Origin of the sequence: Streptomyces sp. D2-8, from assembly GCF_023184515.1 — a bacterium.
GTDB lineage: Bacteria > Actinomycetota > Actinomycetes > Streptomycetales > Streptomycetaceae > Streptomyces.
The window spans coordinates 146247-164487 of the sequence record NZ_JAAHBP010000004.1; the positions used below are offsets into that span (position 1 = coordinate 146247).

Below are 18241 nucleotides of genomic sequence, written 5' to 3' on the forward strand. Positions count from 1 at the left end.
CACCACCGTCGTTCGGGCACACGTCCGCTATGGGTGGCAGCGTTCGAGCGCGTCTTCTTAAAGTAGGGCAATGCGCACTGGCGAGCCTCTGCCCGCCGTGGGGGAGGCTCTCGCCGCCCTCGCGACCGGCCTGTGGCACTGGGACACCGCCACCGGGCTGGTCACGGTCGATGCCGAGGCAGCCCGGTTGCTCGGGCTGCCCGCCGAGCAGGTCAGCCTCACGGAGGCCCAGGCCCGGGCCCGGCTGCACCCGGTCGACTGGAACGAGATCACCGGCGTGATCCAGCTGGCCGTGGCCGAGGGCACCCTCGCCGAGGTCCGGATCCGGATCATGGACGAGCAGGGCCGGGTCGTCCGGGTCGTCCGCAGCCGCTCCAAACCGTCCTTCGACCGGGCCCGCAGGGCGTACCGGCTGATCGGCACCCTCCAGGAGGTCACCGAGCCGACGCCGGGCACCCCGGCCGGGCGCAGCGCGGTCACCGGGGACTGGCGGCGCTCACGGGAGGCGTTCCTGCTGGACGCGGGCCGGGCCCTGGCCGAGGCGCGCTCCACACAGGAGGTCCTGCGGGTCACGGCGAATCTGTCGATGCCCGGGTTCTCGCCGGACGGGCTGGCGGTGTTCGGAATCTCGGGCGACCACCTGACGATCATCGGCCACCACGGGCAGCAGCGAGGCACCGAGAGCCCCTTCTCGGACATGCCGCTGGACACGGACTACCCGGCCGCCGAGGTGGTGCGGACCGGCCGGGCCGTGTACCTGTCCTCCGCCGAGCAGTACAAGGCCCGCTATCCGCTGACCTGGCCGCTCGCCGAGCGCTTCGGCCGCCACTCCTGGGCGTTCCTGCCACTGACCGTGGCCGGGCGCACCATGGGCGCGTGGATGGCGGCGTTCACCTACCCGGTCGCGTTCACCCCGGACGAGCGGTCCGTGCTGGCGACGGTGGCACGGATGCTGGCGCAGGCCCTGACCCGGGCGGGTGTGGCCGAGAGCGAGCGGGCCCTGACCGACGGCCTGCAGCGCACGATGCTGCCGAGGCTCGGGCCGCAGCGCATCCCGGGCATGAGCGTCGCCGCCCGCTATGTCCCCACCGGTGGCGGACTCCAGGTCGGCGGCGACTGGTACGACGTGATCCCGCTGCCCAGCGGGCGGTTCGCGCTGGTCATCGGTGACGTCCAGGGCCATGACGTACGGGCGGCGGGGCTGATGGGCCAGCTGCGGATCGCCCTGCGGGCCTACGCCTCGGAGGGCCACCGCCCGGACGCGGTGCTGACGCGTGCCTCCCGCTTCCTGCACGGCATCAGCGACGAGGACCCGGCCGACGCACGCTTCGCGACCTGCGTCTACGTCGAGGTCGACCCGGCGACGGGGGTGTTGGACATCGCCCGTGCCGGGCATCCGGACCCGGCGATCCGGATGGCCGACGGCACGGTGCTGACACGGCCGACGTCGGGCGGTCTGCCGCTGGGCATCGACCCGGACGCCGACTACCCCACGACCCGGCTCGCGCTGGAACCCGGCGAGACCATGCTGATCTGCACGGACGGCCTGCTGGAGACCGGCGGCCACGACCTGGACACCGGCTGGCGGCGGCTGCGCCTGATCCTGGAGGACCACAAGGGCGATCTGGAAGAACTCGCCGACACCCTGGTGCAGGCCGTGCACGGGCCGTCCTCGCACCACACCACCGGCCCGCTGGCGGACCGCCGCGAGGACGACATAGCGATGCTGCTGCTGAGCCGGGAGGGCGGGGGCTGCGGCTGCGGTGACGCGATGACCGTACGGCCTCCGGTGCGGCGTTCGGTGCTGACCGTCGCGCAGGCCGAGCCCGAGCGGGTCGCGGTCGCCCGGCAGCAACTGCGCGAGCTGCTCCACGACTGGGCCTCGCCCGACCAGGTCGACTCGGCGGTGCTGCTGCTGTCCGAGCTGCTGACGAACGTCCTCGTGCACACCGACTCCGACGCGCTGCTGGTCGCCGAGATCACGGGCGAGGTGGGTGAGCGGCGGCTGCGGATCGAGGTCACCGACGCCGGCGACGACCTGCCGCACCGGCGCAGCCCCGGGGAGCTGGCGTCCTCCGGCCGCGGCCTGGTGCTGACCGAACTCCTCGCGCACGCCTGGGGGGTGGATCCGCGCGGCCAGGGCAAGAGCATCTGGTTCGAGCTCTACGAGTCCGTGAACGGCTCGGGCGACGGCTCCTGGTCGCCGTAGCGGGCCGGCACCCCGACCGGCCCCGCACCGGGACGCTGCAGGGGATCACGACCCCCGCTTGGCTACGCGCACCGGGCGTCGCAGCGGTCACGCGGCCCCCGTCAGCAAACGCACACGAGGCGCCGCAGAAGCCACGCCCCCACCCGGCGACGCCCCCGGAAGGCCGCAGCGGATCACGACTGCCCGGTCGGCGACGTCCCGGACGGTGACGCCTCCTGGTCCCCGTAGCGGATGCGCAGCTCCTGGACGACGCCGAAGGCGGCGGCGGTGAGCGGGACGGCGAGCAGCATGCCGAGCACGCCGGCGACGGACGCCCCGGCCGTGATCGTCACCATCACCACCGCCGGGTGCATCTGCACGGTCCGGCTCTGGATCATCGGCTGGAGCACGTGCCCTTCCAGTACCTGCACCGCGAGGACCACGCCGAGCGCCCACAGCGCGATGACGAACCCCCGGTCGGCGAGCGCGACCAGCACGGCCAGGGCTCCCGAGATGAAGGCGCCGAGGTAGGGGATGTACGCGCCGACGAAGACCAGCGCGCCCAGCCCGGCCGCGCCGGGCACGTCGAGGACGAGCAGTCCCAGGGTGATGAGCAGGGCGTCGATGAGGGCGATGAAGGTCGTGCCGCGCATGAATCCCTCGACGGCCCTCAGGGCCCGCCGCGCCATGGCCTCCAGGGTGTCGGCTGACCCGCGGGGCGACAGGGACCGCAGTGTCCCGGCGGCTTTGTCGGAGTCGCGCAGGAAGAAGAAGACGAGCAGCAGCGCGAGGACGGCCATGGCGATGGACTCGCCGACCACGCTGACGCCGCTGATCACGCCGGAGGCGGCCGTACCGCCGAACTTGCCCAGCAGCTCCCGGGCGTTGGAGGCGAGGTCGTCCAGCGAGGTCCCGGCCGCCCCGAAGTGGGTGGAGAGGCCCCGGGCGGCCTGTCTGAGCGACGCGACGATGTCGTCACCGGTGTCGATGAGCGCGGCGACCACGATGTACACGGCCCCGCCGACCACGGCGACCACCGCGACACAGGTCAGCCCGGCCGCGACCGACCGATGCACCCCGGCCTTCACGAGCCGCCGGTGCAGCGGCCCGAGCAACGCCGTCCCGAGCAACGCGAGCAGCACGGGCACGACGGCGGTCCGGAACTCCACGACCAGCCGGATCCCGACGTAGACGACCCCGGCGGCGAGCAGCAGTACGGCACACCAGGCGGCGAAACGCCGGGCGGCTTCGGGAAGCAGCGGGGTGGAGACCTGCACCTCTCCACCCGACCACGGTCCCGGCGGGCCGTCCCGTCAGGGAGGCCCGCCAGGGTGACGGGGCGTCAGCCCCGGTGCCGCGTCAGTCCTGCGGACCGCTCGGCGTCATCCCGTGCACCGCCGGCACCGTGCCCAGGCGGCCCTTCTGGAAGTCCTCGAAGGCCTGCATGAGTTCTTCCTTGGTGTTCATGACGAACGGGCCGTAGTGGGCCATGGGCTCGCGGATGGGCTGTCCGCCGAGCAGGACCACCTCGAGGTCCGGCGTGTGGGAGTCCTGCTTCTCGTCCGCACGGACGGTCAGCGCGGAGCCCGCGCCGAAGACGGCCGTCTGGCCCATGTGGACCGGGCGGCGGTCGGGGCCGACACTGCCCCGGCCGGCCAGGACGTACGCGAGTCCGTTGAAGTCCTCGCGCCACGGCAGCGTGAGCTCCGCACCCGGCGCGAGGGTCGCGTGGACCATCGTGATCGGGGTGTGCGTGATGCCGGGGCCCGCGTGCCCGTCCAGCTCACCGGCGATGACCCGCAGCAGCGCGCCGCCGTCGGGGGTGCTGAGCAGCTGGACGGAGCCGCCGCGGATGTCCTGGTAGCGCGGGGCCATCATCTTGTCCTTGGCCGGGAGGTTCACCCACAGCTGCAGGCCGTGGAAGAGCCCGCCGGACACGACGAGATGCTCCGGTGGCGCCTCGATGTGCAGCAGGCCCGAGCCCGCGGTCATCCACTGGGTGTCCCCGTTGGTGATGGTGCCGCCACCGCCGTTGGAGTCCTGGTGGTCGAAGATGCCGTCGATGATGTAGGTGACGGTCTCGAAGCCGCGGTGCGGGTGCCACGGTGTGCCCTTGGGCTCGCCCGGCGCGTATTCCACCTCACCCATCTGGTCCATCATGATGAACGGGTCGAGATGGCGGTAGTTGATCCCCGCGAACGCCCGGCGTACCGGGAAGCCCTCGCCCTCGAAACCGCTCGGAGCGGTCGTGACGGCGAGCACGGGACGTGCCACGGCTTCGGCCGGCGCGGTCACGCGGGGCAGCGTCAACGGGTTCTCGACGGTCACTGCAGGCATGTCGGTTCCTCCTCGTGTACGCCCAGTTTAGTTGAGCGTTGAACTTCCTGCCACCCCCAACAGAGAAAAGCCGGAGGGCATTCCCGCCCCGGGGGACGGCGCAGCGAATCACGGGAGACCGGCGCGGCGGAAGGCCGTCACCCCGCAGCAGGGTGACGGCCCTCGGACGTCCGGGACAGGTCAGGCGGCCAGCTCGCGCTCCTCGCGCTCCGCCCCGGCGGGCCCGGCCTTGCGGTCCCGCATCACCAGCGTGGCCACGACCGCCGCGGCCAGGACGCCCGCCGCACTGATCGTGAAGGTCGTCGACATCGAGGCGGTGAAGGCCTCCCGGGCCGCCCGCGCCAGGCCCGTGTCGCCACCGGCGACCGCCAGCGCCCCGCCGATGGACTCCCTGGCCTGCTCGGGGGCGCCGGCCGGCATCTCGTCCGTGTAGCCGCCGGAGAGCAGGGAGCCAAGGATCGCGATGCCGAGGGCTGTGCCGGACTGCTGGATGGTGTCGTTGAGGGCCGAGCCGACGCCCGCCTTGTCCTCCGGGATGGTGCCCATGAGCGCGGCCACCGCGGCCGGCATGGCGAGGCCTGCCCCCAGCCCCAGGATCCCCAGCGCCACGGCCGGGACCGTGAACCCGCTGTCGGCGCTGAGCGTGGTCAGCAGCCCGAAGGACGCGGCCATCAGCAGCATCCCGCCGAGGATGACGAACCGGTTGCCCGCCTTCACGGCGAGCTGCGCCCCGGCCGCGTTGCCGGCCAGCGCGGCCACGGCCAGCGGCAGGAAGGCCAGGCCCGCCTTGACCGCGGACCAGCCGAGGACGAACTGGAGGTACTGGGTCAGCACCAGCAGCAGGCCGGCGTTGCCGATCTGGACGAGGGCCAGGGAGAGCGAGCCGCCGCTGAAGTCGCGGTGCTTGAAGAGGACCAGCGGGACCATCGGCGAGGGCGTCACGTTCTGCCAGATCACGAAACCGGCCAGGGCGGCCACCGCGATGGCCAGGACGAGGAGGGAGCGGCCTTCGAACGCGCCGTGCTGCGGGATCTCGATGATCCACCACACCAGGGCCGTCATGCCCACCGCCGACAGCACCGCGCCCAGCGGGTCCGGCTTCTGCCACGGCGCCTTCGACTCCGGCATCAGCAGCACCCCGGCCAGCAGCGCGAGAGCGACGATCGGGACGTTGATCAGGAAGATGGCCTGCCAGGCGAAGTGGTCGATCAGCACGCCGCCGAGCACCGGGCTGCCGACCAGCCCCAGCATCGACACCGAGCCCCACGCGGCCATCGCCTTGGGACGCTCGTCCTCGTCGAAGACGGTGATCAGGATCGACAGCGTCGAGGGCATGATCAGCGCCCCGCCCACGCCCATCGCGATCCGCACGGCGATCAGCTCACCCGGAGTGGAGCAGAACACCGCCCCCAGCGAGGCCGCCCCGAACAGCAGCAGCCCGATCAGCATCACCTTCCGGCGCCCGAAGCGGTCCCCGAGGCTCCCCGAGGTCAGCAGCAGCCCGGCGAAGACCAGGGTGTAGGAGTCGAGGATCCACTGCATGTCCTGGGCGCTCGCCCCGAGGTCCTCGGTCAGCGCGGGCACCGCGACCGTCAGCGCCATGTTGTCGACGACCAGGACCAGCGTGCTCAGACACAGCACGATCAGGATCCACCAGCGGCGTGGGTTGCGAGTATCCATTCCGTTCCCCTCCTGCGAACACCGTTCCCGCGATGCGCACACTGTACGCACAGAGGAACAGTGTGCGCAATGCTTGGGTTCTGTACGCTGATTGCGCACGCTGTTCGCACGCAGAGGGTCATTCAGGAGGAGCGCTCATGAGCAGGAACAGGACGACGGACAAGAACCCGATCCCCTCCGTCTGGGCCCGTGAGCAGCGCCGGACCGACCAGCCCGCGCTCAGCCGGGACGCGATCGTGCGCGAGGCGATCGCGATGCTCGACGCCGAGGGCATCGAGGCGCTCAGCATGCGCAAACTCGGCGCCCGCCTGAACGCCGGCGCGACCTCGCTGTACCGGCACGTCGCCACGAAGGACGAGCTGATGGAGCTAGCGGTGGACGAGGTCGCCGCCGAGATCCACGTCCCGCCGGCCGGCAGCCCGGACTGGCGCGCGGCCGTCACCGAGGCGGCCGGATCGTTCCGTACGACGGCGCTGCGGCACCCCTGGCTGACCCTGGTCCTCGGCCAAGCCGGGCTCGCCTACCTCGGGCCCAACTACATGACCTTCTCCGAGCGCCTCGCGGCCCTGTTCACCGCCGCGGGCTTCCCCGAGCCGAGCCGCGCGATCGACGCGGTCTTCTCGTACGTCATCGGCATGAGCACCACGGAGGCGGCCTGGCTCACCACGGTCGCCCGCTCCGGCGAGAGCGAGTCGGAGTTCGTCGCCCGGCTGCTGCCCACGGCCCGGCAGGTCTCCGCCGGCTACGACCACCTGGCGGCCGCCGACGCCGGGACCGCCGCCCAGGCAGGGGACCCGGTCAAGCTCCGCGACGACAAGTTCGCCTACGGCCTGGAGGTCGTCCTGGACGGCCTGGCGCTGCGGCTGCCGAAGCAGTAGAGGTCAGCCGCCATACATCCGGCGCATCGCGAACTCGACCATCTGCTCCACGGCCTTCGCGTCGAACACCATGCGGTGCTCGCCCTCCATGTCGAGGACGAAGCCGTAGCCGGTCGGCAGCAGGTCCAGCACCTCGGCGCCGGTGATCACGAAGTACTTGGACTCCTTGCCCGCGTACCGGCGCAGCTCCTTGAGCGTGCTGAACATCGGGATCACCGGCTGCTGGGTGTTGTGCAGCGCGAGGAAGCCGGGGTTGTCGCCGCGCGGGCAGTACACCTTCGACGTGGCGAAGACCTGTTGGAAGTCCTCGGCCGTGACCTGCCCGGTGGTGAACGCGCGCACCGCGTCCGTCAGGGACGGCGGGGACGGCTCGGGGTACAGCGGCGGCTGTTGCCCGTACCCGCCGGACATCGGCTGCTGCGGAGGGGCGTACTGCCCTTGCGGGCCCGCTGTCTGGTCGTAGCCGTACATGGGCGTAAGCGTACCGAGAGCGACCGGGCGCCGGGCCGGGACGGGCACCCTGGCAGAACCGACAGCGGCTCGACAGCGAACCGACAGCCGCTGCCCTGGCTTCCCACAGTTGCCGCTCCTAGCGTCTGCCGTGCACGGGCGAGCACCTGACACGGCAGCACACCAGCAAGGAGACAGCCATGCACCGACACCACGACGACGAGGTCCACGAGCACGACAGAGGTCTCTCCTACGACCTTCCCGTCCTCGCCCGCCGCCGCATGATCCGGCTGCTGGCCGGCGCGAGCCTGGTCCCGCTGGTGGGCTGCACCTCGGACGAGGGCACCTCGGCGTCCTCCTCCTCGTCTTCTTCGTCCGCCTCGTCCGCCGAGTGCGCGACCATCCCGAGCGAGACCGCGGGCCCCTACCCCGGCGACGGCTCGAACGGCGTGAACGTCCTGAAGGAGAGCGGTGTCGTCCGCAGCGACATCACCAAGAGCTTCGGCGACTCCGCGGGCGGCACCGCCGAGGGTGTGCCCCTGACGGTCACGCTGACGGTCGTGGACGCCGCCTCCGGCTGCGGCACGCCGAAGAAGGGCGCCGCCGTCTACCTGTGGCACGCCGACCGGGACGGCAAGTACTCCCTGTACTCGGACGGTGTCACGGACGAGAACTACCTGCGGGGCGTGCAGGAGACGGACGACAAGGGCCAGGTCACGTTCAAGAGCGTCTTCCCCGGCTGCTACGACGGCCGCTGGCCGCACATTCACTTCGAGGTCTACGGCAGCCTGGCCGACGCCACGGCGGCCACCTCCATCACGAACACCTCGCAGCTCGCCTTCCCGAAGGACAGCTGCGAGGAGGTGTACGCCGCGGAGGGCTACAGCCAGAGCGTGACGAACCTCGACCGGGTCTCCCTGGAGACGGACAACATCTTCAGCGACGGCTACGGCCGGCAACTGGCGGCGATGAAGGGCAGCGCGACGGAGGGCTACACGGCGACACTGACCGTTCCGGTGTGACCTGTCACAGATGAGGGATCGGGGTTGCTTCTTATTACCGACGGGTAGCATCATCGTAGCTACTTGTTGGTACGTGAACTAGCGCGAGGATCCAGTGCCTCGCCGATCTCTCTAGGGAGCCGGGAGCCGTCGCCATGGGGCACTACAAGTCGAATCTCCGCGACATCGAGTTCAACCTCTTCGAAGTACTCGGGCGCGACAAGGTGTACGGCACCGGCCCGTTCGCGGAGATGGACGTCGAGACCGCGAAGAGCATCCTGGAGGAGCTGACCCGCCTCTCGGAGAACGAGCTGGCGGAATCCTTCATCGACGCCGACCGCAACCCGCCGGTCTTCGACCCGGAGACCAACACCGCGCCGGTCCCCGCGTCCTTCAAGAAGAGCTACCAGGCCTTCATGGACTCCGAGTACTGGCGCCTCGGCCTGCCCGAGGAGATCGGCGGCACCACCTCGCCCCGCTCCCTGATCTGGGCGTACGCCGAGCTCATCCTGGGCGCCAACCCGGCCGTGTGGATGTACTCCTCGGGCCCGGCGTTCGCCGGCATCCTCTTCGAGGAGGGCAACGAGGTCCAGAAGCACATAGCCACCTTCGCCACGGAGAAGCAGTGGGGCTCCACGATGGTGCTCACCGAGCCCGACGCGGGCTCCGACGTGGGCGCCGGCCGCACCAAGGCCGTGCAGCAGGAGGACGGCTCCTGGCACATCGAGGGCGTGAAGCGCTTCATCACGTCCGGTGAGCACGACATGTCGGAGAACATCCTCCACTACGTGCTGGCCCGCCCCGAGGGCGCCGGCCCCGGCACCAAGGGCCTGTCCCTCTTCCTCGTCCCGAAGTACCTCTTCGACTTCGAGACCGGCGAGCTGGGCGAGCGCAACGGCGTCTACGCCACGAACGTCGAGCACAAGATGGGCCTGAAGGCCTCCAACACCTGCGAGATGACCTTCGGCGACCAGCACCCCGCCAAGGGCTGGCTGATCGGCGACAAGCACGACGGCATCCGCCAGATGTTCCGCATCATCGAGTTCGCCCGCATGATGGTCGGCACGAAGGCGATCTCCACGCTCTCCACGGGCTACCTGAACGCGCTGGAGTACGCCAAGGAGCGCGTCCAGGGCCCCGACCTGGCGAACTTCATGGACAAGACCGCGCCCAAGGTCACCGTCACCCACCACCCCGACGTGCGCCGCTCGCTCATGACGCAGAAGGCGTACGCGGAGGGCATGCGCGCGCTGGTCCTCTACACGGCCTCCATCCAGGACGAGATCCAGGTCAAGGAAGCGGCGGGCGAGGACATCTCCGCCCTGGAGGCCCTGAACGACCTGCTCCTGCCCATCGTCAAGGGCTACGGCTCCGAGAAGGGCTACGAGCAGCTCGCCCAGTCGCTGCAGACCTTCGGCGGCTCCGGCTTCCTGCAGGAGTACCCGATCGAGCAGTACATCCGGGACTCCAAGATCGACACCCTTTACGAGGGCACCACGGCGATCCAGGGCCAGGACTTCTTCTTCCGGAAGATCGTCCGCAACCAGGGCGCCGCGCTGAACTCCCTCGCCGAGGACATCAAGAAGTTCCTGGCGCTCGGCACGGGCGGCGAGGAGCTGGCCGGTGCCCGCGAGCACCTCGCCAAGGCCGCCGTCGAGCTGGAGGCCATCGTCGGCCTGATGCTCACCGACCTCGCCGCCACCGAGCAGGACGTCAAGAACATCTACAAGGTGGGCCTGAACACCACCCGCCTGCTGATGGCCTCCGGTGACGTCGTCGTCGGCTACCTGCTGCTCAAGGGCGCCACGGTCGCCGCCGAGAAGCTGGAGACGGCCTCCGCCAAGGACAAGGCCTTCTACACCGGCAAGATCGCCGCCGCGAAGTTCTTCGCCGCCAACGTCCTGCCGGGCGTCACTCTGGCCCGCAAGGTCGCCGAGGGCGTCGAGCTGGACCTGATGGAGCTGGACGAGGCCGCGTTCTAGATCTCCCACGTCCGCTGTTCGAGGGCCCGTTCCCTTCCCAGGGGAACGGGCCCTCGTCCGTCGTTAAGGTGTCCCCATGACCGAACCCGCCCGCTTCGACCGCGGCCACACCGACGACCTGATGACCTTCCTGGCGGCGAGTCCGTCGCCGTACCACGCCGTGGCCACAGCCGCCGAGCGACTGGAGAAGGCAGGCTTCAAGCAGGTCGCCGAGACGGACGCCTGGGACGGGACGAGCGGCGGCAAGTACGTGCTGCGCGGCGGCGCGATCATCGCCTGGTACGTGCCGGAGGGCGCCGCACCCCACACGCCGTTCCGGATCGTCGGCGCCCACACCGACTCCCCCAACCTGCGCGTCAAGCCGCTCCCCGACAGCGGGGCGCACGGCTGGCGCCAGGTGGCCGTGGAGATCTACGGCGGACCGCTGCTCAACTCCTGGCTGGACCGCGATCTGGGCCTCGCGGGCCGGCTGACCCTGCGCGACGGCTCGACGCGCCTGGTCAACGTCGACCGGCCGCTGCTGCGCGTCCCGCAGCTCGCCATCCACCTGGACCGCTCGGTGACGGCCGACGGCCTCAAGCTCGACAAGCAGCGGCACATGCAGCCGGTCTGGGGCCTCGGCCGCGACGTCCGTGACGGCGACCTGATCGCCTTCCTGGAGGAGACGGCCGGCATCCCGGCCGGCGAGGTCACCGGCTGGGACCTGATGACGCACTCCGTGGAACCGCCCGCGTACCTGGGCCGCGACCGCGAACTGCTGGCCGGGCCGCGCATGGACAACCTGCTGTCGGTGCACGCCGGCACCGCGGCCCTCGCGGCCGTCGCCTCGTCGTCGTCGCAGCCGGCCTCCATCCCGGTCCTGGCCGCCTTCGACCACGAGGAGAACGGCTCCCAGTCGGACACCGGCGCGGACGGGCCGCTGCTGGGCAACGTGCTGGAGCGCTCGGTCTTCGCCCGCGGCGGCTCCTACGAGGACCGGGCCCGCGCCTTCGCCGGCACGGTCTGCCTGTCCTCGGACACGGGCCACGCCGTCCACCCCAACTACGCGGAGCGGCACGACCCGACGCACCACCCGCGCGTCAACGGCGGCCCGATCCTCAAGGTCAACGTCAACAACCGCTACGCCACGGACGGTTCGGGCCGCGCGGAGTTCACGGCGGCCTGCGAGGCGGCCGACGTGCCCTTCCAGTCGTTCGTCTCCAACAACTCCATGCCCTGCGGCACCACGATCGGCCCGATCACCGCCGCGCGGCACGGCATCAGGACCGTCGACATCGGTGTGGCCATCCTGTCGATGCACAGCGCGCGCGAACTGTGCGGCGCGGACGACCCGTTCCTGCTCGCCAACGCGTTGACCGCGTTCCTGGAGAGGTAGAACAGGCCGTCACCGCATGGGTGTTCCCCTCGGGGGTACCCGGTGTTCCGGGACCGGAACGACCGGACCGTACAGGGAGGCGACACACATGGGCCTCGGCGGATGCATCATCCTCATCGCCGTGGGAGCCATCCTCACGTTCGCGACCGACTGGGACATGCAGGGGGTCAACCTCGACCTGGTCGGAGTCATCTTCATGATTGTCGGACTGATTGGCGTCACGGTCTTCAGCAGCATTTACCGGCGCAGGCGTGTGGTGGTACCCCCCACGACGCCGGTCGTGGACGACCCGGCGGCACGCCGCGACGGCTACCACGGCGGATACGGAGTGTGACGCCTGACGATCAGGCGTCCATCCCTGCCGGCACCAGGGGAAGCCGGTCCGACCCCGCCTCGGTGAGGCGGACGGGCACGCCCCAGTCCTGCTGGTGGACATGACAGGCGGGGTACTCGTTCGACGGGTCGTCGTCGCAGGAGGCGGCCATCGCGGACACATGCAGCACGCCCTCCGGTACGGCAGGGTCCAGTTCGAGGGCGCGGGACGGATCGGTTCCCGCGCCCTCGCCGCTGCGCAGCAGCTCCGGCGGGGTGGACGAGACGAGCAGGCGGGTCGAGGGGCCGTACCGGGTGTCCGGCTTCTGCCCGGGCGGCGCCTGGAAGATCACGTCCAACCGGAGCCGCCCGGGCGCGACTTCGGTCGCTTCCCGCCGCGTACGGTGGGCCACGTCCGGCACCGTCACCGCCTCCTCCGGCAGCCGCAGCCGGGTCAGCCGGTGCCGGGCCGACTCCACGACCACGAATGACGTTCCGGGGCGTACGCCCACGGTTGATGGACACCGGCCATGGCGATCCAGAGCTTGCCCTGCCGGTGGGCGACGTCCCAGGGGAGGACAGGTGGACGCAGGAGCGGCTGGGCGAGCCGCTGACGGTGGCGGACCTGGCCGGACGCGCGCGTGTCAGCCCCTCCACGCTCCACCGGCGCTTCCGCAACCAGCTCGGCACGACACCCCTCGCCTGGCTGATCGGGGAGCGGGTGGCACTGGCCTGCCGGCTGATCGAGCGCGGTGAGGAACGGCTGGACGTGGTGGCGGCCCGGAGCGGGCTCGGTACCGCCGCCAACCTGCGCACGCGCCTGCGGCGGGCGACCGGCCTCAGCCCGTCGGCCTACAGACGGCGTTTCGGACCGGGCGGCGGGGAAGCCCTGGTGTCATGAGATTCCTCGTGTACGACCGGCTCCTCGGCTTCGGCGACGACTACTGGATCGAGGACGACCGCGGCAGCAAGGTGTTCCTCGTCGACGGAAAGGCCCTGCGGCTGCGGGACACCTGGGAACTGAAGGACACCCAGGGGCGCGTCCTCGTCGACATCCACCAGAAGATGCTCGCCCTGCGCGACACCATGGTGCTCCAGCGGAGCGGGGAGCCGCTGGCGACGATCCGGCGGAAACGGCTGTCCCTGCTGCGCAACCACTACCGGGTGTCCCTGGCCGACGGCAACGAGCTGGACGTCAGCGGCAAGATCCTCGACCGGGAGTTCGCCGTCGAGTACGACGGGGAGCTGCTGGCGGTGATCTCCCGGCGGTGGCTGACCGTCCGGGACACCTACGGGGTGGACGTCGTCCACGAGGACGCGGATCCCGCGCTGCTGATCGCGGTGGCCGTGTGTGTGATCCATCTGGCGGAGAAGGAGCGGGAGGACTGAACCGCCCGCGGGTGCGCTCTCAGGGCCGGCGAGGGGGCCGGAGTCCCAGCATCCGGTCCTTCAGCGCCGGGAACTGCTCCCGGGTCGTCGCGACCTTCCCCGGGTCGAACTCCACCGTGAGGACCTCCTCGCCGGCACCGGCCTGAGCCAGCACCTCGCCCCACGGGTCGACCACGATCGAGTGGCCGGACTGGGGGACTCCGGCGTGCGTCCCGGCCGTTGCGCAGGCGAGGACGAACGACTGGTTCTCCACGGCCCGTGCCTGGGCCAGCAGCGTCCAGTGGGACCGGCGGCGCTCCGGCCAGCCCGCCGCCACCACGAGCGTCTCGGCACCGGCGTCGACGAGACCGCGGAAGAGTTCGGGGAAGCGGAGGTCGTAGCAGGTGGACAGGCCCAGGGTCGTCTCGGGCAGACGCACCGTCACCAGCTCGGTGCCCGCGCCCATCAACACGGCCTCGCCCTTGTCGAAGCCGAAGCGGTGGATCTTGCGGTAGGCGGCGGCCAGGTCGCCGGAGGGGGAGAAGACCAGGGAGGTGTTGTAGAGCGGCCCGTCAGGGTCCCGTTCCGGGACGGATCCGGCGTGCAGCCACACGCCCGCGTCGCTCGCGGCCTTCGCCATCGCCTCGTACGTCGGCCCCTCGAGCGGCTCGGCCTCGCGCCCGAACTCCTCGTAGGCGAAGGCGCCCGTGCTCCACAGCTCCGGCAGGACGACGAGATCGGCCCCGGCCTGCTCCCGGACCATCGCCGCCACGCGTCGGCGGCGCGCTTCAACCGATTCGTCCTCGTTTACGGCGATCTGGATCACAGAGGCGCGCACACTACCACCGTCCTGGCATTCGAGCCGTCCACACGGGCCTACGATCGTCACACGAAAGCACTGCCGGGGTGCCTCACAGCAGCGTAACTTAGCTCGCAAGACGCCCGCCGACAGCCGCCACCTCCCACTGGCAACGCCGCCACCACCTGCCCGTGACCGAACCGCCGAGGGGTCCCGTTCCGTGAGTCTGCATCCCACCCTCCAGCCCTACGCCGATGCCTGGACCCACTCCGTCGAAGCGATAGCCGAGCTGCTCCAGCCGCTCGCGGAGGCCGAATGGAACCGGCGGACGCCGTGCCCCGGGTGGTCGGTGCGGGACGTGGTCTCCCATGTCATCGGTCTGGACTGCGAGATGCTCGGCGACCCGCGCCCCATCCACAGCCTCCCGCGCGACCTGTTCCACGTCACCAACGAGCACCAGCGCTACATGGAGATGCAGGTCGACGTCCGCCGCCACCACACGGCGCCGGAGATGACCTCCGAGCTGGAGTACGTGATCATCCGCCGCAACCGGCAGCTGCGGAACGAGTCGCGCGACCCGGGCACGAAGGTGCGGGGGCCGCTCGGCAGCGAGCTCACCCTCGAGGAGTCGATGCGGCGGCACGCGTTCGACGTGTGGGTGCACGAGCAGGACCTGCGCACGGCTCTCGGCCGGCCCGGCAACCTCGACTCCCCCGGCGCGCTGATCGCCCGTGACGTGCTGCTCGGCGAACTCCCGCGCGTGGTGGCCGAGGACGCGCAGGCACCGCGCAGCTCGGCGATCGTCTTCGACGTGCACGGGCCCGTCGAGTTCCTGCGCACGATCCGCGTCGACATCCAGGGCCGCGGCAGCCTCGAGACGGCCCCCGCCCTCGGCCCCGCCGCGACCCTCACCCTCGACTGGGAGATGTACGTCCGCCTGGCCTGCGGCCGTGTGAGCCCGGAGTCGGTCTCCGACCGCCTGAAGACGGAGGGCGACCCGGAACTGACGGCGGCGATCCTGCGCAACTTCACGGTGACGCAGTAGGAGTCACCCGGCTGCGGGGGATCGTGCCGCCCGGGGCGGCAGGGCGGGCGCCGGTGCCGGGCGAAAACCCCGTGCCGCGGCCCCGCCCCCACCCGTAGCGTCCCTCGGCATGACCCCACCGCACCGCACCCGCCTCACCTTCCACGGCCCGCTGTCCGAAACCCGGGCAGACGCCCTCGTACAACGCCTCACCCGCCACCGCCCCACCTCGGTTCTGGACATCGGCTGCGGCTCGGGCGAACTGATACTCCGCATCCTGGCCGCCACGCCGGAGGCGACCGGCACCGGCATCGACCTGAACGCCGACGACCTGGCGCGAGGGCGGAAGGCCGCCGAAGACCGCGGCCTGGCGTCCCGCACCCGTTTCGCGGAAGAGTCCGCCACGGGCACCACCCACGGCCCCGCCGACCTCGTCCTCTGCGTCGGAGCGAGCCAGGCCCTCGGCGACCGGCTCCCCGAGGCCCTCGGGGAACTGCGCCGCCTGGTCACCGGCCGCGGCCGCGTCCTGCTCGGCGAGGGCTTCTGGCAGCGCACCCCCACCCCCGCCGAACTGTCCCGCATGTGGCCGGACGCCGCCGTGACGGACCACCCCGACCTCGCGACCCTCATCGGCCTGGCCGTCGACGCGGGGTTCAGGCCGGAGTGGACGGAGACCGCGAGCCTCGACGAGTGGGAGGAGTTCGAGTCGGGATACCTCGCGGACACCGAGGTGTGGCTCGCCGAGCACCCCGACCACCCCTTGGCGGCCCAGACCCGTGAGCGCGCCGACCGGCACCGCGCCAGGTGGCTCACCTACCGCGGTGTCCTCGGCCTCGCCTACCTCACCCTCGTACCGACCGCCTGACGTACGTCACGCCGGCACGTGCACCGTCTCCACCCGGCTGGCCACCAGCCGCTCCCGCTCCCGTCGTGCCGCCCGCCCGCGCAGCCGCAGGATCTGGGAGACCCCGACCGCCTGGAGCACGAACACCACCGAGAAGGCCAGGGAGTAGTCGTCGCCGGTGGCGTCCAGGAGCACACCGATCGCGAACAGCGTGGTCATGGAGGCCACGAAGCCGCCCATGTTGGTGATGCCGGAGGCGGTGCCCTGCCGTTCGGGCGGGTTGGCCGGGCGGGCGAAGTCGAAGCCGATCATCGACGCCGGTCCGCACGCCCCGAGCACCGTGCACAGCACGATCAGCAGCCACATCGGGGCGTGCGCGCCCGGGTAGGCGAGCGTCGCCGCCCACAGGGCCGCCGACGTGCCGACCGTCCCGAGCGCGAGCGGCAGCCGCGCCCCGTGGTGCCGGGCGACGATCTGGCCGTAGACCAGGCCCACCACCATGTTCGACAGGACGACGAGGGTGAGCAGTTCACCGGCCGCCGCCCGGGACAGCCCCTGCGCCTCGACGAGGAACGGCAGACCCCACAGCAGCAGGAACACCATCGCCGGGAACTGGGTGGTGAAATGCACCCAAAGGCCCAGTCGCGTCCCGGGCTCCCGCCAGGAGGCGGCGATCTGGCGGCGTACGTAGGCCGCGCCCTGGTGCGGGAGCGGCTCCGGCTCGTGGCCCTCCGGGTGGTCCCTGAGGAACAGCAGCACCAGGACGAACACCACGACCCCGGCCGCCGCGCTGCCCGCGAAGGCCGCCGTCCAGCCGATGCCGTGCAGCAGCCGGGCCAGGACGAGCGTGGAGACCAGGTTGCCCGCCATGCCGACCAGTCCCGCGAACTGGGCGACCATCGGCCCGCGCCGGGCCGGGAACCAGCGGCTGCCGAGGCGCAGCACGCTGATGAACGTCAGCGCGTCACCGCAGCCGAGCAGCGCCCGGGAGGCGAGCGCCGTGCCGTACGAGGGGGAGAAGGCGAAGCCCAGCTGCCCGGCGGTGAACAGCACCGCGCCGAGGGCCAGCACCTTCTTGGTGCCGAGCCGGTCGACCAGCAGGCCGACGGGGATCTGCATGCCCGCGTAGACCATCAACTGGAGGATGGAGAAGGTGGACAGGGCGGAGGCGTTCACGTGGAAGCGGTCGGCGGCGTCGAGGCCGGCCACGCCCAGGGAGGTGCGGAAGATGACCGCGACGAAGTAGACCGAGACGCCCGTGCCCCAGACGGCCAGTGCCCTGCGGCCGCCCGGCGGATCGCCCGGTATCGCGGTGGCGCTCATCGGACCTCCCCCCGGGCCAGGTGCGAGAACCAGCCGATGTGCCGGTGAACGAGGCCGACGGCCGCCTCCGCGTCACCGGAGCGCAGCGCGTCGAGGATCTCCTCGTGCTCGGCGAGGGTCTTGGCGATGCGGTCGGGGTGGGAGTGCATGACGGCGACGCCCATGCGCAGCTGGCGGTCGCGCAGCTGGTCGTAGAGGCGGGAGAGGATCTCGTTGCCGCCGCTGCGGACGATCTCGGCGTGGAAGCAGCGGTCGGTGACGGCGGCCCCGGCGAGGTCCCCGGCGGCGGCCTGCTTCTTCTGCCGGGCCAGCAGCTCCTCCAGGCGCTCGATGAGCCCGGCGGGCGCGGGTACGGCCTTGCGGGCCGCGTGCTCCTCGACGAGCAGCCGCGTCTCGACGACGTCGGCGATCTCCTGCGCGGAGACGGGCAGGACGAGGGCGCCCTTCTTCGGGTAGAGCCGGATCAGCCCTTCGGCCTCCAGCCGGAGCAGCGCCTCACGGACCGGTGTGCGGGAGACCCCCACGGCTTCGGCGAGTTCGCCCTCGGTGAGGAGGGTCCCGCCCTCGTAGCGGCGCTCCAGGACGCCCTGTTTGACATGGGCGTAGACGCGGTCGGCGGCGGGCGGTTGCTTCACTGCCAGAGTCATGCCGACAGCATAGATACAACAGGTACGCATGGA

General features: G+C 71.3%; 16 protein-coding genes and 2 pseudogenes. 10 read left to right on the forward strand and 8 right to left on the reverse strand.

Features of this window, described 5'->3' with window-relative positions:
• The first annotated feature begins 70 nt into the window (after nucleotides 1-70).
• Nucleotides 71-2209, forward strand: a complete 2139-nt coding sequence (locus G3I77_RS11710) for a SpoIIE family protein phosphatase (RefSeq protein WP_248502904.1) — start codon at nucleotides 71-73, stop codon at nucleotides 2207-2209.
• A gap of 173 nt (nucleotides 2210-2382) precedes the next feature.
• Here the strand turns inward: G3I77_RS11710 and G3I77_RS11715 are convergent, their stop codons facing one another.
• The 3 genes from G3I77_RS11715 to G3I77_RS11725 form a co-directional block, all read right to left on the reverse strand.
• Nucleotides 2383-3465: an AI-2E family transporter gene (locus tag G3I77_RS11715; protein ID WP_248502905.1), complete on the reverse strand. Its 1083-nt coding sequence runs from the start codon at nucleotides 3463-3465 to the stop codon at nucleotides 2383-2385.
• An 82-nt stretch (nucleotides 3466-3547) separates the two neighbouring features.
• Nucleotides 3548-4525: a pirin family protein gene (locus G3I77_RS11720; protein ID WP_248502907.1), complete on the reverse strand. Its 978-nt coding sequence runs from the start codon at nucleotides 4523-4525 to the stop codon at nucleotides 3548-3550.
• A 180-nt stretch (nucleotides 4526-4705) separates the two neighbouring features.
• On the reverse strand, nucleotides 4706-6205 hold the full coding sequence (locus tag G3I77_RS11725) for an MFS transporter (protein WP_248502909.1): 1500 nt from the start codon (nucleotides 6203-6205) through the stop codon (nucleotides 4706-4708).
• A 137-nt stretch (nucleotides 6206-6342) separates the two neighbouring features.
• On the opposite strand from G3I77_RS11725, the gene G3I77_RS11730 reads away from it, so the two are divergent.
• On the forward strand, nucleotides 6343-7083 hold the full coding sequence (locus G3I77_RS11730) for a TetR/AcrR family transcriptional regulator C-terminal domain-containing protein (protein WP_248502911.1): 741 nt from the start codon (nucleotides 6343-6345) through the stop codon (nucleotides 7081-7083).
• Nucleotides 7084-7086: 3 nt separating this feature from the next.
• Here G3I77_RS11730 and G3I77_RS11735 read toward each other — a convergent pair whose 3' ends face one another.
• Nucleotides 7087-7554, reverse strand: a complete 468-nt coding sequence (locus G3I77_RS11735; protein ID WP_248502912.1) for an SseB family protein — start codon at nucleotides 7552-7554, stop codon at nucleotides 7087-7089.
• A gap of 179 nt (nucleotides 7555-7733) precedes the next feature.
• Between G3I77_RS11735 and G3I77_RS11740 the strand changes: the two genes are divergently transcribed.
• From G3I77_RS11740 to G3I77_RS11755, 4 genes are all read left to right on the forward strand, one after another.
• The gene (locus G3I77_RS11740) at nucleotides 7734-8555 is read left to right on the forward strand and encodes an intradiol ring-cleavage dioxygenase (RefSeq protein ID WP_248502914.1); all 822 of its coding nucleotides are present in this window, start codon (nucleotides 7734-7736) and stop codon (nucleotides 8553-8555) included.
• A 134-nt stretch (nucleotides 8556-8689) separates the two neighbouring features.
• Nucleotides 8690-10516 carry an acyl-CoA dehydrogenase gene (locus G3I77_RS11745; protein WP_248502916.1) on the forward strand — a complete coding sequence of 609 codons (1827 nt, stop codon included), beginning with the start codon at nucleotides 8690-8692 and terminating at the stop codon, nucleotides 10514-10516.
• 76 nt (nucleotides 10517-10592) lie between these two features.
• On the forward strand, nucleotides 10593-11891 hold the full coding sequence (locus tag G3I77_RS11750; protein ID WP_248502918.1) for a M18 family aminopeptidase: 1299 nt from the start codon (nucleotides 10593-10595) through the stop codon (nucleotides 11889-11891).
• Between the two features lie 88 nt (nucleotides 11892-11979).
• Entirely contained in the window at nucleotides 11980-12225 is a 246-nt protein-coding gene (locus tag G3I77_RS11755) for a DUF6458 family protein (RefSeq protein ID WP_248502919.1), read from the forward strand.
• A gap of 10 nt (nucleotides 12226-12235) precedes the next feature.
• On the opposite strand, the pseudogene G3I77_RS11760 reads toward G3I77_RS11755, so the two are convergent.
• Nucleotides 12236-12694: pseudogene (locus G3I77_RS11760) on the reverse strand (alkyl hydroperoxide reductase); the annotation flags it as partial.
• A gap of 62 nt (nucleotides 12695-12756) precedes the next feature.
• Here G3I77_RS11760 and G3I77_RS11765 point away from each other — a divergent pair.
• Together G3I77_RS11765 and G3I77_RS11770 are read left to right on the forward strand one after the other, a co-directional pair.
• Nucleotides 12757-13104: pseudogene (locus G3I77_RS11765) on the forward strand (helix-turn-helix domain-containing protein); the annotation flags it as partial.
• The gene (locus G3I77_RS11770) at nucleotides 13101-13592 is read left to right on the forward strand and encodes an LURP-one-related/scramblase family protein (protein WP_248502921.1); all 492 of its coding nucleotides are present in this window, start codon (nucleotides 13101-13103) and stop codon (nucleotides 13590-13592) included. The pseudogene G3I77_RS11765 and the gene G3I77_RS11770, both read left to right, overlap by 4 nt.
• Before the next feature lie 19 nt (nucleotides 13593-13611).
• Here the strand turns inward: G3I77_RS11770 and G3I77_RS11775 are convergent, their stop codons facing one another.
• A complete protein-coding gene (locus G3I77_RS11775) occupies nucleotides 13612-14409 on the reverse strand; it encodes a carbon-nitrogen family hydrolase (RefSeq protein ID WP_248502923.1) in 798 nt (265 codons plus the stop codon).
• Between the two features lie 181 nt (nucleotides 14410-14590).
• Here G3I77_RS11775 and G3I77_RS11780 point away from each other — a divergent pair, with 181 nt between their 5' ends.
• Nucleotides 14591-15415, forward strand: a complete 825-nt coding sequence (locus G3I77_RS11780) for a maleylpyruvate isomerase family mycothiol-dependent enzyme (RefSeq protein ID WP_248502925.1) — start codon at nucleotides 14591-14593, stop codon at nucleotides 15413-15415.
• Nucleotides 15416-15524: 109 nt separating this feature from the next.
• Complete coding sequence (locus G3I77_RS11785) at nucleotides 15525-16259, forward strand: cyclopropane-fatty-acyl-phospholipid synthase family protein (protein ID WP_248502927.1); 735 nt, start codon at nucleotides 15525-15527, stop codon at nucleotides 16257-16259.
• Between the two features lie 6 nt (nucleotides 16260-16265).
• Here G3I77_RS11785 and G3I77_RS11790 read toward each other — a convergent pair whose 3' ends face one another.
• Together G3I77_RS11790 and G3I77_RS11795 are read right to left on the reverse strand one after the other, a co-directional pair.
• Nucleotides 16266-17561, reverse strand: coding sequence for a nitrate/nitrite transporter (locus G3I77_RS11790; RefSeq protein ID WP_248502929.1), 1296 nt, complete (start codon nucleotides 17559-17561; stop codon nucleotides 16266-16268).
• Nucleotides 17558-18208, reverse strand: a complete 651-nt coding sequence (locus tag G3I77_RS11795) for a GntR family transcriptional regulator (protein WP_031137501.1) — start codon at nucleotides 18206-18208, stop codon at nucleotides 17558-17560. Before G3I77_RS11795 ends, G3I77_RS11790 begins: the two co-directional genes overlap by 4 nt.
• Nucleotides 18209-18241 lie beyond the last annotated feature (33 nt).

Excerpts from the sequence above, each read along its gene's own strand:
- G3I77_RS11710 (WP_248502904.1), top strand. The coding sequence starts at position 71 with ATGCGCACTGGCGAGCCTCTGCCCGCCGTGGGGGAGGCTCTCGCCGCC.
- G3I77_RS11720 (WP_248502907.1), bottom strand. The coding sequence starts at position 4,525 with ATGCCTGCAGTGACCGTCGAGAACCCGTTGACGCTGCCCCGCGTGACC.
- G3I77_RS11725 (WP_248502909.1), bottom strand. The coding sequence starts at position 6,205 with ATGGATACTCGCAACCCACGCCGCTGGTGGATCCTGATCGTGCTGTGT.
- G3I77_RS11730 (WP_248502911.1), top strand. The coding sequence starts at position 6,343 with ATGAGCAGGAACAGGACGACGGACAAGAACCCGATCCCCTCCGTCTGG.
- G3I77_RS11735 (WP_248502912.1), bottom strand. The coding sequence starts at position 7,554 with ATGTACGGCTACGACCAGACAGCGGGCCCGCAAGGGCAGTACGCCCCT.
- G3I77_RS11740 (WP_248502914.1), top strand. The coding sequence starts at position 7,734 with ATGCACCGACACCACGACGACGAGGTCCACGAGCACGACAGAGGTCTC.
- G3I77_RS11745 (WP_248502916.1), top strand. The coding sequence starts at position 8,690 with ATGGGGCACTACAAGTCGAATCTCCGCGACATCGAGTTCAACCTCTTC.
- G3I77_RS11750 (WP_248502918.1), top strand. The coding sequence starts at position 10,593 with ATGACCGAACCCGCCCGCTTCGACCGCGGCCACACCGACGACCTGATG.
- G3I77_RS11755 (WP_248502919.1), top strand. The coding sequence starts at position 11,980 with ATGGGCCTCGGCGGATGCATCATCCTCATCGCCGTGGGAGCCATCCTC.
- G3I77_RS11770 (WP_248502921.1), top strand. The coding sequence starts at position 13,101 with ATGAGATTCCTCGTGTACGACCGGCTCCTCGGCTTCGGCGACGACTAC.
- G3I77_RS11785 (WP_248502927.1), top strand. The coding sequence starts at position 15,525 with ATGACCCCACCGCACCGCACCCGCCTCACCTTCCACGGCCCGCTGTCC.
- G3I77_RS11790 (WP_248502929.1), bottom strand. The coding sequence starts at position 17,561 with ATGAGCGCCACCGCGATACCGGGCGATCCGCCGGGCGGCCGCAGGGCA.
- G3I77_RS11795 (WP_031137501.1), bottom strand. The coding sequence starts at position 18,208 with ATGACTCTGGCAGTGAAGCAACCGCCCGCCGCCGACCGCGTCTACGCC.